Genomic DNA, 13,969 nt, shown 5'->3' with positions numbered 1-13,969 from the left:
ACCGATGGCGGGGTGGACCCTCCCCCTCGGGAAGTCCTTCCCCGCCATCGGTGTTCTCAGCCGGTCGCCCTTCGGCTTTCTCCGGTGGCCGCGCCCGTCCGGTTCCGCGGCCACAGGTTCTGCGCGCGGCTCAGTCGCTCGCGCGCTCGGTGCCCTTCCAGCGGTCGGAACCCTTGCGCGCGAACGACCACAGCTGCGCGCTCTGCTCCAGCGGCACGGCCGCCTGCCAGCTCAACGCCGGCGGGCCGACCTCCGCCCGTAGGCTGCGGATCGCCGCCCGCGTGAGGGCCGGGTCGCCGCCACCACGAGCCGCGAGCGCGAGGGCGCGCGGCTCGACCTCCTCGTCGGGCCGCGCCTCGTAGGCGAGCCCGAGCTCCACGGCGCGGCGGCCGTTCACCGACTCGCCCAGCACGCCGAGCACCGTCGCGGCCTCCGGCGTGACGACCCGCGTCAGCAACGTGTAGTGCCCACCACCGGGGTGCACGCCCAGGCGCGTGAAGCCGGACGCGAGCACCGCGTCTTCGGCGACGACGCGCACGTCGGCGGCCAGCGCGAGGTTCATCCCGGCGCCCACGGCCCCGCCGCGCACGGCGGCGACCGTCGGCACCTTCAGCGCGCCGAAGCGGAGGAACGCATCGTAGATCCGTTGCGTGGCGCGGATTCCCTCGTCCGAAGCCGGTGCGGCCGAGATCGCCGCCAGCTCGTCGCGGTCGCCACCCGAGCAGAAGTACCCGCCGGCGCCCTGGATCACGGCCGAGCCGATGGTGAGGTCGGCGTCGATGCGCTCGCACGCGTCGATCAGCGCGCCGGCCAGCTCGCCATCGATGGCGTTGCGCTTGCGCGGGGCGTTGAGGATGAGCACGGCGACGCCGTCGGTCACCTCGAACAGCACGGGTTCGGTCATGGGCGGGCTCCGCGGAGGTCGACGTCGTCGGATTCGTGCGTGCGCAGCAGGGCCGAGCGGACCTTCTGCGTCGCCGTCTTGGGCAGTGCGGGACGCACCGAGATGTAGCGCGGCCAGGCGAACTTCGGCAGCTTGCCGTCGAGGAACGCGGGCAGCCCGAGCGGATCGAACTCGCCGCGCGGCACGACGACGGCGCGGACCTCCTGGCCCACGACCTCGTCGGGCACGCCGACCACGGCCACCTCGTCCACCGCCGGGTGCTCGGCGATCGCCGCCTCGACGTCGGCGGGCCGCACGTTCTCGCCGGCTCGGCGGATCATGTCGTCGGCCCGGCCGTGGAAGACCAGGTAGCCCTCGTCGTCGACCGCGCCCATGTCCCCGGTGTGGAACCACAGGTTGCGGAACTTCTGCAGCGTCAGCTCGGCCTTGCCGTGGTAACCGTCGAAGAGCACGAAGGCCTCACGCGGGCGCACGCAGATCTGCCCCGGCTCGCCGGGTGCCACGGGCACGTCGTTCACGTCGAGGATCGCCAGGTCCATGTCGGGCCGGACGGTACCGCAGGTCCCGCGGCGGCGCTGCCCGGAGCGGTTGGCCGTGACCCAGCCACCGGTCTCGGTCATGCCGTAGAGCTCGTGGACCTCGACGCCCACGTGGTCCTCGATCGTGGTCCACAGCCCGACCGGCGCGCCGCCACCGGTGCAGAAGCGCAGCTTGTGCGGCGGGATGTGCTCGGGCAGCTTGCGCACGAGCATCGCCAGCATCGTGCCGACGTAGGTGAATCCCGTGGCCTCGTACCGGATCGCCTGTTCCAGGAACCTCGCGGGCTCGAACTTCTCCAGCAGCGCCAGGGAACAGCCGGTGGCGATGGCGGTCATCACCGCGTACACCTGCGGGTTGGTGTGGAACAGCGGCAGCGCCACCATGATCCGGTCGTCGGCGCGGATCCCGATCGCGTCGGCCAGTTCCCGGCCGCCGGCGAGGAACGCGCCGTCGGACAGCACCGCGCCCTTGGGCGGGCCGGTGGTGCCGGAGGTGTAGAGCAGGCTGCTCTCGGCGTCGAGCTCCGCCTCGTGCATCGGGTGCGGCGCGAGGCCGGCCACGGCGTGCTCCAGCTCGTCGGCCGTGGTGAAGCCCAGCGTGTGCCCGGGGTCGAAGCCCGCGTCGGCGACCAGGCGCGCGATGCTCGGGGTGTCGCCGACGGCGAACTCGATGCCCGCGTCGGCCACCACCTGGCGGATGTGCGCGCCGGTCGCCTGGTTGTGCAGCGGCACGCACGTGGCGCCGAGCCAGCGCAGCGCGAACCACAGGTAGGGGAACGTCGGCGTGTTGCCGCAGGCGAGCAGCACACGGTCGCCGGCCCGCACGCCGTTGCTCTGCAGCAGCGTCGCGGTGCGGGTGACCACGTCGAGCAGCCCGGCCCAGCTGATCACCTTGTCGTCCTGCAGCAGGAACGGAGCGTCGCCGCTGGTCTCGCACCGTTGCTTCAGTGTTGCCGCGAACATCTACCGATCCTCCACCCTGACGGCCTTGACCAGACTCTTCGCGACGGTGTTCTTGAGCACCTCGGCCGATCCCCCGGCCACCTCGTACGCCTTCGCGTCACGCAGGTACCGGCCGAACGGCTGGGTCTCGCGCGTGCCGTGGGCGCCGCACACCTGCACCGCCGTGGAGGCGACCTTCGTGGCGAGCGAGGCCGCCAGCAGCTTGGCCGACGAGGACGAGCGCGCGATGTCGCGGCCCGCGTCGAGATCGCGCGCGGCCTCGTAGGTGAGCAGCCGCGTCGCGTCGATCTGCGCGGCCAGCTCCGCGAAGTACCACTGGATCCCTTGGAAATCCAGGACCTTCGTGCCGAACGCGGAGCGCTTGTCCACGTACCGCAGCGCGCCCTCGAACGCCGCGCGCGCGATGCCGAGGCTGATGCCGGCGGCGAGCGTGCGCGAGTTGGCGAGGGTGACCATCACCTGCTTGAGGCCACGGCCCTCGGTGCCGATCAGGTGGTCGGCGGGCACCTCGACGTCTTCCAGCACCAGGTTGACGTGCGGGCCGTTGCGCAGCCCGAACGTCTCGGCCTCGTGGCCCTGGTAGCTGGACACGCCCGGGGTGTCCTTCGTGACCGCGAACGTCGAGACGCCGACGTCGGTCTCGGCGAGCACCACGAACAGCTCCGCGGCCGCACCGGAGGTGATGAAGGCCTTCTCGCCGTTGAGGACCCAGCCCTTGTCCGTGCGGTGTGCCTTGGTGTCGAGTGTGCGGATGTCGCTGCCGTGCCCGTCCTCGGTCAGCGCGAACGACGCGGGCAGCCCACCGGCGTAGCGCGGCAGGTAGCGCTCCTTGAGCGACTCCTCGCCGTAGAGCTCGATGCAGCGCTGGCTCTGGAAGATCGTGATGAGCGAGATACCCAGGATCGCGCTCGCGACCGAGAGCTCCTCCAGCACGGCGAGCAGGTCGGTCATCGGGCGGCCCTCGCCGCCGTAGCGCGGGTCGAGGGTCATCGAGTTCCAGCCGCGTTCGGCGGTGAGCCGTACGAGGTCGAGCGGATAGCGGTCGTCGCGGTCGAGGGCGTCCGCGACCGGGGCCACGTGCTCCCGCGTGAACTCGCGGGCCTCGAGCGCGAGGCGCTCGTCGACGTGGTCCCTCCAGAGGTGCTGCAAGTCGTTCCCCTTCCTCATTCCCGACTCATTCCACGGCTGTGATGGCCCGGCCGGAGCGGTCGGCCAGGAACAGCGCGGTGATCATCATCAAGGCCACGGCGAACAGGCCGGTCGAAATGCCGCCGCCGAGGCCGTAGCGGGCGGCGAGCAGGCCGACGATCCCGGGCCCGAAGCTCGCGATGCCGCGGCCCACCGAGTAACAGAAGCTCGAGCCCGTGGCCCGGATCGGCGTGGCGAACAGCTCGCCGAACCACGTGCCGAACACGGCGAAGTAGCCCAGCCCGAACGAGATCACGAAGTACATCGCGATCACCGCCCCGGTCGCGGCGCCGGTGGCGATCAGCACCGCGAAGGCGATGAACGCGACCAGCTGAACCGAGGCGAAGGCGAGCAGCGCCTTGCGCCGGCCCCAGCGGTCGCCGAGCGCGCCGGCCGCGATGTAGGAGACGAGCGAGATGGCGGCGCTGACGTAGAGCACCGTCTGCGTCGGTCCGGCGCCCAGGTGCAGGCCGGTCTTGAGGAAGGTCGGCATCCAGGACGAGTAGACGTAGTAGGAGTACTGCGCGCCGAACACCACGACGGTGCCGAGCACGACCATCTTCAGCGCGTTCTTCTTGAACAGCATGGCGAGCCCGGCGGTCGCGGACTCCCGTGCGACGACAGTGCCGGCCTGCCGGCCTTCGGCCTTGGCCCGCTGCAGCTCCAGCCACTGCTTCGACTCCGGGCAGGCGAGCCGGATTGCGACCGCGGCGAGCGCCGGCAACGCGCCGATGGCGAACGCCCAGCGCCAGTTGGGCACGGCCCCGGCGACGAAGATGCCGATCGCGTACGCGGGCCAGATCGCGGCCTGCACCATGCCGCCCGCGAGGCCGCGGCGCTTGGGCGACCACGCCTCGTTCAGCAGCGCGAAGCCGATGGCCCACTCGCCGCCGATCCCGATCCCGGCGATCATCCGGCACACCACGAACAGCCCGAAGCTCGGCGCGAGCGCGCCCAGCCCCGTGCCGATCGCGAACACCCAGATCGTCCACGTGAGCACGCGACGGCGGCCGAACCGGTCGGCCAGCGGGCCGAACAGGATGCCGCCGATCGCCGTGGCCGCGAGCTGCGCCGTGAAGACCGCGCCCACGGCGGCCGTGGAGACGCCGAACGTCTTCCCCACGTCGCCGGCCACCAGCGACAGGATCACGAGGTCGAAGTACTCCATCCCCCAGCCGCTGACCGCGGCCGCGATGATCAGACCGCGCTCTCTTCGGGTGTAGGCGGACCCGGCCACGCCGGCCGGGGCGTTGGTCGCCACTTCGGACATGGGCCACCTGCTTCTTTGCGGGAGGTGAATACTGGTTAGGCGGACGGTAACTCGTCGTTAGCCAGAGTTCAAGGGGGTTCGCGGTCACGGTTGGGAAGCCCGACTCGGTCGAGAGCCGGGCTGGGGTGCTCGCTGCGTTCGAGATGTGCGCGAGTTCCCGGCTCAGAGGGAGAACTCGGCTCTCAGCGTGGTCGGGCCGCCGGGAGGCGAGGTGAGGGTGAAGTGGCCGTCGAGGGCGTTGACGCGGTCGGCGAGGCCCGCCAGGCCGGAGCCGGACGCGCCGGGGGCGGCGCCGCCGACGCCGTCGTCGCGGACTTCGACGGTGAGGTGGCGGGCGTGGGCCGTGATGGTCACGGTGGCCTGGGAGGCGTGCGAATGCTTCACCGCGTTGGTGAGGGCTTCGGCGACGAAGAAGTACGAGCACGCCGCCACGCCCTCGGTGGGCTCGACATCGACCGCACCGGTCACGACGACCGGCAGGGCGGCGCGCGCGGCGAGGACCTGGACCGCGGGGAGGAGGCCGCGCGAGGCCAGGATCGCCGGGTGGACGCCCGAGGCGAGCTCGCGCAGCTCGGTGAGGGCGGTGAGCGTGTGTTCGACGGCCTCGTCGAGCAGCTGCCGGGCGTGCACCGGGTCGGTATCGAGCTCCGCGCGGGCGACCCGCAGTTCGAGCAGCAGGCTGACGAGCTGCTGCTGCGCGCCGTCGTGCAGGTTGCGGGCCAGCCGGCGCCGCGCCGCGGTGGTGCTCTCGACGATGCGGCGACCGGAGGCGCGCGACGCGGCCGCGCGGATCTCTGCCGAGTCGCGCTCGCGCAGCGCCCGCTCGGCCGCGCGGCGTTCGGTCGTGTCGACGAACGCGAGGACCGCGCCCCGCCCGTCCGGCAGGTCCACCGGCGCCGAGCGCCACGCGACCGGGAACTTCGAGCCGTCGCGCCGGAACAGCCAGTCCTCGTCGCGGTGCAGCGTCTCGCCGGTCACGCGCGGGCGCAGCATCGGGCACTCGGCCGCGGGGAACTCCGAGCCGTCGGGGCGGTGGTGGTGCACCGTCTGGTGGCTCGGCCGGCCCCGCAGTTCGGCCAGGTCGTCGTACCCGAGCACGGCGACCGCCGCCGGGTTGGCGAAGACGATCACACCCGCGTGGTCGACGACCCACACCGGCTGGGGCACGGTGTCCAGGATCAGCTCAAGCAGAGCGCGAGGAGGTTCCACGGCACCCTCCGGTCGAGGTCAGCGAGCCGGACGCCCCTTACCGTACCCACGAAACCCCGCAGCGCGCCCACCCGGAATACGCGGGCGCGGCCGGGGCTTGCACGAGAGATGAAGGCTGTCACGTTCACCCGCCACGGCGGGCCGGAAGTGTTGTCGCTGTCGGAGCGGGAGGTCCCGGAGCCGGGCACCGGCGAGGTCCGCGTGCGGATCGTGGTGTCGGCGGTGAACCCCACGGACTGGAAGTCGCGCCGCGGCCCCGGTGAGCTCGCGGGCCCAGCCGTGCCCAACCAGGACGGCGCGGGGGTGGTCGACGCCGTCGGGCCGGGTGTCACGGAGTTCACGCCGGGCGACCGCGTGTGGGTGCTGCTGGCCGCGGCCCACTCCCCCGCATCCGGAACCGCGCAGGAGTACACCGTGCTGCCCGCCGAACGGCTCGTGCGCCTGCCCGACGCGGTCGGCTTCGACGAGGGCGCCGGGTTCGCCATCCCCGCGCTCACGGCGCACCGCGCCCTGACCGTCGCCGAGGACGGGCCGACGCGGCTCGCCCCGGGCGCACTCTCGGGCCGCACCGTCCTGGTCACCGGCGGGGCGGGCGCCGTCGGCAACGCCACGATCCAGCTCGCCCGCTGGGCCGGCGCGACGGTGCTCACCACCGTGAGCACCGAGGCCAAGGCCGCGCTGGCCCGGGCAGCCGGCGCGCACCACGCGCTCCGCTACACCTCCGGCGACCTGGCGGCCGAGATCCGGGCGATCGCCCCCGACGGCGTGGACCTCGTGGTCGAGGTCGCCGCCGGCACGAACACCGGGCTGCACGCCGACGTCCTGCGCACCCGCGGCACCGTCGCGGCGTACGGCGACGACCGCGGCACCGGCACGATCACCCTCGAGTTCGGCCGCAACCTGTGGCTGAACTCGCGTTACCAGTTCCTGGTCCTCTACACCGTCGGCCTCGACAAGCTCCGCGCCGGCGCGGAGGACGTCACCGCGGCGCTGGCCGACGGCGCCCTGCGCCTGGGCGAGGAGCGCGGCCTGCCGGTGCACCGCTTCCCCCTGGAGCAGACGGCACAAGCCCACGAAGCCTCGGAGAACGGCGTGACGGGCAAGATCCTCATCGACGTGACGCCGGCCTCCTGAACCCTGCGCCGGTCACCGAGGTTCGGTGACCGGCGCGGTCACGAACTCCGGGTCCACGCCCGTGAGTTCCGCGCTCAGGTCCCACAGCCGACGGCCGGTCGCGGAGTCGGCGAGCGGTCCCTTCGGAGTTTCGAGGCGCGGTTTTCCACGCAGGCCGAAGAACCGCGGGCCCCACAGCTGTCCATTGCGGACAGACGGGGCGAGCGACGCGTGCACGGACGGCCGGGCGCCCGCGTGTTTTCCTTGCAGCAGCACGCCGGCGGGCACCGCGTGGAGCAGCTGCCCGGTGGTGCGTGAGTGCACCGGCGGCCGCGAGGGAGTCAGGGCGTTCAGGGCGCCACCGGGGTGGACCACAACGCTGAGGGCAGCGCTGTCCGCCTGCTCGAGCCGGCGGGCGAGCTCGAAGCCGAACAACATCTGGGCGAGCTTGGCGCGCTCGTAGGCCTGCTTCGGCGCGAAGGCGCGGGTGCTCTGCAGGTCGTCGAGGTCGAGGTGAGCGGAGCGGGCCGTGAAGCTGCCCGTGGTCACCACGCGGCCGGCCGGCAACCGGGGCCACAGCAGGGCTGTGAGGGCGAAGTGGCCGAGGTGGTTGGTGCCGAACATCAGCTCGTGGCCGGCCGGGGTCTCTCGCCGCTCGGGACCTTCGAGGAGCACCCCCGCGTTGAGGACGACCACGTCGAGCCGGGGCGCGTCCAGCGCGTCGACCGAGGCTTTGAGCGAGGCCAGGTCGGCGAGGTCGAGGCGCACGGAGGTGACCCGAGCGCCGGGCACTCGCGCCTGGATCGCCCCGATCGCGGAGGCGGCCTTCGCGGGGTCGCGGCTGCCGAGCACCACGGCGGCGCCGGCCGCGGCGAGCTGCTCGGCGACGAAGTAGCCGATGCCGGCGTTGCCGCCGGTCACCAGCGCGATCGTGGACTGGTTCGCCATGGTGCGCACTCATTTCTGTAGTCACTCTGATTACAGAGTACCTACAATTCCAGAGTCACTTCAGCTATCATGAGCCTCATGCCCGCCACCCCCGGCCGACGCGAACGCAAGAAGGCCCGCACCCGCCAGGCGCTCGACGAAGCCGCCCTGCGCCTGTTCCTCGAGCACGGCTACGACCACGTCACCGTCGCGCAGATTGCCGAGGAGGCCGACGTCTCCGTCGCCACGCTGTTCGCCCACGTGCCCGACGGCAAGGAAGCCCTGATCTTCGACGACGGCACCGAGCGCCGCGAAGGTCTCGTCGCCGCTGTGCGCGAGCGGGAAGCCGGCGAACCCGTCCTCGCCGCCCTGCGCCGGTACTTCGCGAACCGCGGGCCGTTCGCCGCCGAACTGCCGCCCGAGTACGAACGCAAGCGCACCCTGATCGTCACCACGCCGGCCCTGCGCGGGTACGCGCGCAAGCTCTGGATCGCGAGCGAAGACGCGCTGACCGAAGCGATCGCCGAGGCGAGCGAGGTGCCCGCGACCGACATGGCGGCCAGGGCGCTGGCCCGCTACGTGCTGGAGATCCCCGACCTCGCCGGTACCGAGCCCGACCCCGTCGGCGCGATGCACGCCGTGTTCGATCTCCTCGAGTCCGGCTGGCCACCGCGGCCCGTCTGAGCACCCCGAACGCGCGAGGCCCCACTTTCGCAGGTACCGCGTCGGACGTCACAGCCGGTATACCTGGTCCCACGCACCGATAGGTCTGGACCATTACGGCAGCCGACCGGGGTGTCGGCCCGGCCGCGCCCCGGCACCGTCCTTTGTGGAGGTACCATGCACCGGCTGGACGCGATCCGCGACCACGCGATCGGACTTTTCCGCATCGTCGTGGGGTTCCTCTTCGCCTGCCACGGCGTGAAAACCCTCTTCGGCCTCCTCGGCGCCCACGCCCCCGCGCAGGTCGGCTCGTGGCCCGGCTGGTGGGCGGCGCTCATCCAGCTCGTGGCGGGCACGCTGGTGTTCCTCGGCATCGGCACCCGCGCGGCCGCGCTGATCGGCTCCGGGTCGATGGCCTTCGCCTACTTCACCGTCCACGCGCCGAACGACGTGCTGCCGATCCAGAACGGCGGCGAGCAGGCCGCGCTGTTCTGCTGGACGTTGCTGGTGCTCGCGTTCACCGGACCCGGCCGGTTCGCGCTCACCGGGGCACTCGCGGCTTTCCGTGCCACTCAACGGGAAGACCCCCGCGCACCCGTGCGGGGGTGAGGTGCGCGGGGGTCAAGTTACCCGGATCAAAAGCGGATCAGCCGACCGACGGCCCCATCCCGAGCGACTGCGGAGTGCTCGCGTCGGGTGAGGGCTGGTGCAGGCCTTCGTCGAGCGGCCCGAACTCGGTCATCAGCGCCGCGCTGCCGCCCCACGGCGTCTGCTCCTCGGCGATCAGCGAGTTCGTCGTCAGCAGCAGGCCGGCGACCGAAGCGCCGTTCTGCAGCGCCGAACGGCACACCCGCAACGGGTCGATGATGCCGAGCTCGACGAGGTCGCCGAAGCGCCCGACCAGTGCGTCGAACCCTTCGTCGTCGCCGAGTTTCCGGGTCTGCTCCACGATCTCCTCGGCCGCGTACCCGGCGTTGCTGGCGATCAGCAGCGCCGGTGCGCTCAGCGCGCGCCGCACGATGTCGGCGCCGATGGCGTAGTCGCCTTCGAGGTCGAGTCCGGTCAGCACCTTCTCCGCGTGCAGCAGGGTCGCGCCGCCACCGGCGACCACGCCCTCCGCGATCGCGGCCCGAGTGGCCGAGAGCGCGTCCTCCACGCGGTGCTGCAGCTCCTTGAGCTCGGCCGGCGTCGCCGCGCCGACGCGGATCACCGCGACCTTGCCGGTCAGCGCGCCGATCCGATCGGTCAGCACGTCGTCGTCGATGCCGAACTGCGCGCGCTCACGCTCGGCCCGCAGCTGGTTCACGCGGAACTCGATCGCTTCGGCGGACCCCGCGCCCCCGACGATCTGGGTCGCGTTCTCCGTCACCCGCACTTGCTTCGCACGGCCGAGGTGCTCCAGCTTCATCGTCTCCAGCGAGAACCCCGAGTGCTTCGACAGCACGGCCCCGCCGACCACGGCCGCCAGGTCCTCCAGCTTGTGCAGCCGGCGGTCGCCGAAGCCGGGCGCGCGGATCGCGACGGCCTGGAACGTGCGGTTCACGTGGTTGTGCACGAGCATCGACAGCGCCGTGCCCTCCACGTTCTCCGCGATCAGCACGAGCGGGCGCGGGTTGCGCATCACCTTGTCCAGCACCGGCATCAGCTGCTGCACGTTGCTGATCTTCTCGCTGCACATGAGGATGTACGGGTCGTCGAGCACCGCTTCCAGGCGCCCGGGATCCGTGACGAGGTACGGCGAGAGGTAACCGTTGTCGAACTCGAAGCCCTCCACGAACTCCACCGACATGCCGATGCGCGGCGACTCCTCGATCGTGACGACGCCGCTCTCCCCCACCGTGTGCAGCGCCTTGGCGATCACCGAGCCGACGGCCCCGTCGTCGTTGGCGGAGATCGCCGCGACCCGCGCGTAGTCCTCTTCGGACTTCACCGGGTGCGCCATCGTCTCCAGGTGCTCGACGAGCCGGCCCACCGCCGCGTCGATGCCGCGCTTGACGAGCACGGGGTTGCCGCCGTGGGCGATCGCCTGCATGCCCTCGCCGATGATCGCCTGCGCGAGCACGGTCGCGGTCGTGGTGCCGTCGCCCACCACGTCGTTGGTCTTGATCGCCGCTTCCTTCACCAGCTGCGCGCCCATGTTCTCGAACTGGTTGCGCAAGTGGACTTCGCGCGCGATGGTCACGCCGTCGTTGGTGACCACGGGCGAACCGGTGATCTTCTCGATGATCACGTTGCGCCCCTTGGGGCCCAGCGTCGACTTCACGGCCTCCGCGAGTTTGTCCACCCCCGCCACCAGCAGGTCGCGGGCTTCCGAGCCGAAGCGAAGTTCCTTGGCCATGCTGCTCCTCCTGTGTGATGGGACTGGATCGGCTAGGGGACGAGAATGGCGCGGCCCCGGACGCGGCCGGCGTCGAGATCGGCCAGCGCGTCGAGTGCCGCGTCGAGCGGGTACTGCCTGGTGTGCAAGGTGACCTTGCCCGCCTGCGCGAGCACCATCAGCTCCACGAGGTCGTTGTAGGTGCCCACCAGATTGCCCACGATGTTGCGTTCCGTGGAGATGATGTCGATCGTCGGCACGTCGATGTTGCTGCCGTACCCGATCACGAAGTGCGAACCGGCGCGGCGTGTCATGGCGAACGCTTCCTGCTGCGCGCCCTGCTCGGCGACGAAGTCCAGCACCACCTCGGCACCGTGGCCGCCAGTGAGGTCGAGGACCGCGTCGACGTGGGTGCCGTCGGCGACCACGGTGTGGTCGGCCCCGAGCTCCGCGGCGAGCTTGAGCGCCTCGACATTGCGGTCCACGACCACCACGGTCGTCGCGGTGAGCGCCCGCAGTGACTGGATGCCGATGTGCCCGAGCCCGCCCGCGCCGTTGACGACGCACACCGTGCCCGGTGGCAGCAGCGGCACCGCCTTGCGCACGGCGTGGTAGGCGGTGATGCCGGCGTCGGCCAGCGCCGCGACGTCCTCGGGGCGCGTGTCCGGGTCGAGCTTGATGCACGCCCGCGCCGAGGTGAGCAGGTACTCGGCCATCCCGCCGTCGGAGTCGATGCCGGGGAAGGCGTTGTTCTCGCAGTGCATGTCATTGCCGGCGCGGCAGGCGTGGCACAGCCCGCACGTCGGCGTCGGGTGCAGGATCACGGTGTCGCCGACGGCCACGTTGGTCACGGCGGAGCCGACCTCGTGCACCCAGCCCGCGTTCTCGTGCCCGATCGTGTAAGGCAGCGCGACGCCGGATTTCGCGGCCCACTGCTCCTCGATGATGTGCAGGTCCGTGCGGCACACGCCGGCCCCGCCGATCTTCACCACCACGTCGAGCGGCCCGGTGACCTTCGGCTCCGGCACCTGCTCGATCACGGGCTGCTGGTGGTACGCGTGCAACCGGACCGCCTTCATGGCGTCTCCTCCGTATCGGGGTTGTCGGTGGCCTCCGGGTAACGGGCGCGCAGCATCCCGCGGCACACCCCCGAGTTGGCGTCCTGGCTCACGCGCGTGAGCCGTGCGAGGCCGAGGTGCCGGTGCAGCTCGTCCGCCGTCACGGCCTCGCCGGTGCCCGGGTCGAGCACGAGCGGGTCCGCGTCGCCGCCGGGCAGGCCCAGCTCACGGCGGCGTTCCCGCAGCCGCTCGCGGTCCGGCGTCGGCGGTGCGTCGGCGAGCGTCAGGTCCGCCAGGCGTTCCCGGGCCACGCCGCCGGACACCACCGACCGGCACACGCGGTCGGTGCCGGCGAGCACGGCCTTGCGCAGGAAGTCTGCGCGCAGCCCGTCGAGCTCGTCCGCCGCCTCGTCGCCGAAGGAGCCGACGAAACCGGCCCGCGCCGCCACCCCCTTGTTGATCACGTCGGCGGCGAAGTGATCCTTCAACTTCACCACGGCCCTGGTGACACCCGGCACCACCGACACGGCGTCGTAGGAGTCGGCCACCATCAGGAACGCGAAGTTCGGTGCGCAGAAGTACGTCGGCAGGCACAGCTCGACGACCGCCTCCCCACCCGGGTCCACCGTGGAACTCGCCACGAAACCCAGGTCGGTCAGCGGCCGGTCGAGCTCGGGATCGCGCACGGTCCCCAGCGCCGACCAGACCGCCGCGGTGATCGCGGCGGTCTGGTCGGTGCGCGCGCCGGCGGTTCCGGCCGAGGTCACGGTGACGGGACCCCGACGGCTTCGACGGTCTTGGGCGCTTCGATCCCGAGCCCCTCGGGCACGTCGATGCCGTAGAGGCGGGCCGCGTTGAGCCCGAGGATCTTCTTCTTGGTCTCGACCGTGAGCTTCCCGTAGTCGGAGAACTCCTCGCCGTCGGGCATCTGCCAGTCGACGAAACCCTCGACCTGCCACTTGGGTTCCCAGATGGCGTAGTCGGCGCCGAAGAGCATCTTGTCCTCACCGACCCAGAACAGCAGCTCTCCCATCACCTTCGCGAAGAACCGCGGCCGCGCATGCATGAGCCCGCCGATGACCACCGACAGGCCGGCGTAGACGTTGGGCTCCTGCGTGGCCATGAAGCAGAAGTCCTCGATCCGCGGCAGCCCCACGTGCTCGACGATGAAGTTGAGCTCCGGGAAGTTCGTGGCCGCGTAGTCCACGTCCTTGACGTCGAATGCGTCCTTGTCGAGCGGCCAGATCGTCGGTCCCTTGTGGACGTGGATGTTCTTCACGCCCAGTTCCTGGCACTTCTCCAGGTAGTACGCGGCCTCCGGGTCCCGCAGGCTCCAGCCGCGCGAGTCACCGTGCCACTCGGCGGTGTAGAGCTTCGCGCCCTTACAGCCGTAGCGCTTCACGCGCTCTTCGAGCGCCCTCAGCCCCGGATCGCCGTCCCGCGGGTCCCAGTTCGTGTTCACGATGAACCGGCCTGGGTACTTCTCGGCCAGCGCGGCGTTGGCCTCCGTCGTGTTGAAACCCTCCTTGTACCACTGCCGGAGGCTGGTGGGCTGGAAGATGGCGATGTCCACGTGACCCGCGTCGAACAGGTCGTGCATCATCGTTTCTTCGTCGTACTTCTGGAACTTTTCGATCGGCCAGTGTGTTTCCGCCGGACCAAGGCTCTGGTATGCGTGAAAGCACTCGATCCAGCCCTTGGCGTACTCCTCCTGACCCGAAACCCAGTTGGCGGGGCTGGCATCCCAGAAGTGGGTGTGGCTGTCGACCACGAAGTACTTCTCGCCGTCCTTTTCGTACACGGTGCTCCTCCCGGACT

At 71.3% G+C, this 13,969-nt stretch carries 13 protein-coding genes; 3 read left to right on the top strand and 10 right to left on the bottom strand.

Going from position 1 to position 13,969, the window contains the following annotated elements; genetic code table 11:
- Positions 1-130 precede the first annotated feature (130 nt).
- The 5 genes from AB0H62_RS21625 to AB0H62_RS21605 all read right to left on the bottom strand — a co-directional run bounded on the left by AB0H62_RS21625 (position 131) and on the right by AB0H62_RS21605 (position 6,073).
- Entirely contained in the window at positions 131-904 is a 774-nt protein-coding gene (locus AB0H62_RS21625) for an enoyl-CoA hydratase/isomerase family protein (protein WP_220239318.1), read from the bottom strand.
- A complete protein-coding gene (locus tag AB0H62_RS21620) occupies positions 901-2,406 on the bottom strand; it encodes an AMP-binding protein (protein ID WP_360587691.1) in 1,506 nt (501 codons plus the stop codon). Before AB0H62_RS21620 ends, AB0H62_RS21625 begins: the two co-directional genes overlap by 4 nt.
- Positions 2,407-3,573: an acyl-CoA dehydrogenase family protein gene (locus tag AB0H62_RS21615; protein WP_220239316.1), complete on the bottom strand. Its 1,167-nt coding sequence runs from the start codon at positions 3,571-3,573 to the stop codon at positions 2,407-2,409.
- 7 nt (positions 3,574-3,580) lie between these two features.
- Complete coding sequence (locus tag AB0H62_RS21610; RefSeq protein ID WP_220239315.1) at positions 3,581-4,864, bottom strand: MFS transporter; 1,284 nt, start codon at positions 4,862-4,864, stop codon at positions 3,581-3,583.
- Positions 4,865-5,026: 162 nt separating this feature from the next.
- Positions 5,027-6,073 carry a PAS domain S-box protein gene (locus AB0H62_RS21605; protein WP_220239314.1) on the bottom strand — a complete coding sequence of 349 codons (1,047 nt, stop codon included), beginning with the start codon at positions 6,071-6,073 and terminating at the stop codon, positions 5,027-5,029.
- 108 nt (positions 6,074-6,181) lie between these two features.
- On the opposite strand from AB0H62_RS21605, the gene AB0H62_RS21600 reads away from it, so the two are divergent.
- Positions 6,182-7,207 carry an NADPH:quinone reductase gene (locus AB0H62_RS21600; protein ID WP_220239313.1) on the top strand — a complete coding sequence of 342 codons (1,026 nt, stop codon included), beginning with the start codon at positions 6,182-6,184 and terminating at the stop codon, positions 7,205-7,207.
- 12 nt (positions 7,208-7,219) lie between these two features.
- On the opposite strand, the gene AB0H62_RS21595 is transcribed toward AB0H62_RS21600, so the two are convergent.
- The gene (locus tag AB0H62_RS21595; protein WP_360587687.1) at positions 7,220-8,134 is read right to left on the bottom strand and encodes an SDR family NAD(P)-dependent oxidoreductase; all 915 of its coding nucleotides are present in this window, start codon (positions 8,132-8,134) and stop codon (positions 7,220-7,222) included.
- A gap of 78 nt (positions 8,135-8,212) precedes the next feature.
- On the opposite strand from AB0H62_RS21595, the gene AB0H62_RS21590 reads away from it, so the two are divergent.
- Positions 8,213-8,797, top strand: a complete 585-nt coding sequence (locus tag AB0H62_RS21590; RefSeq protein ID WP_360587685.1) for a TetR family transcriptional regulator — start codon at positions 8,213-8,215, stop codon at positions 8,795-8,797.
- A gap of 156 nt (positions 8,798-8,953) precedes the next feature.
- The gene (locus AB0H62_RS21585) at positions 8,954-9,385 is read left to right on the top strand and encodes a DoxX family protein (RefSeq protein WP_220239310.1); all 432 of its coding nucleotides are present in this window, start codon (positions 8,954-8,956) and stop codon (positions 9,383-9,385) included.
- Positions 9,386-9,422: 37 nt separating this feature from the next.
- Here AB0H62_RS21585 and groL read toward each other — a convergent pair whose 3' ends face one another.
- Genes groL through AB0H62_RS21565 form a run of 4 tightly spaced genes read right to left on the bottom strand, consistent with a single transcriptional unit; the run spans position 9,423 to position 13,952 of the window.
- Complete coding sequence (groL, locus tag AB0H62_RS21580) at positions 9,423-11,114, bottom strand: chaperonin GroEL (RefSeq protein WP_360587683.1); 1,692 nt, start codon at positions 11,112-11,114, stop codon at positions 9,423-9,425.
- Positions 11,115-11,146: 32 nt separating this feature from the next.
- Positions 11,147-12,172: an NAD(P)-dependent alcohol dehydrogenase gene (locus AB0H62_RS21575; RefSeq protein WP_220239308.1), complete on the bottom strand. Its 1,026-nt coding sequence runs from the start codon at positions 12,170-12,172 to the stop codon at positions 11,147-11,149.
- The gene (locus AB0H62_RS21570; protein WP_360587681.1) at positions 12,169-12,918 is read right to left on the bottom strand and encodes an iron-sulfur cluster assembly protein; all 750 of its coding nucleotides are present in this window, start codon (positions 12,916-12,918) and stop codon (positions 12,169-12,171) included. Before AB0H62_RS21570 ends, AB0H62_RS21575 begins: the two co-directional genes overlap by 4 nt.
- On the bottom strand, positions 12,915-13,952 hold the full coding sequence (locus AB0H62_RS21565; RefSeq protein WP_220239306.1) for an amidohydrolase family protein: 1,038 nt from the start codon (positions 13,950-13,952) through the stop codon (positions 12,915-12,917). The genes AB0H62_RS21570 and AB0H62_RS21565 overlap by 4 nt, the downstream gene beginning before the upstream one ends.
- Between the last annotated feature and the right edge of the window lie 17 nt (positions 13,953-13,969).

Origin of the sequence: Amycolatopsis sp. NPDC050768 (assembly GCF_040654155.1) — a bacterium.
Classification (GTDB): Bacteria; Actinomycetota; Actinomycetes; order Mycobacteriales; family Pseudonocardiaceae; genus Amycolatopsis.
This window is presented reverse-complemented; position numbering and strand designations above follow the sequence as displayed.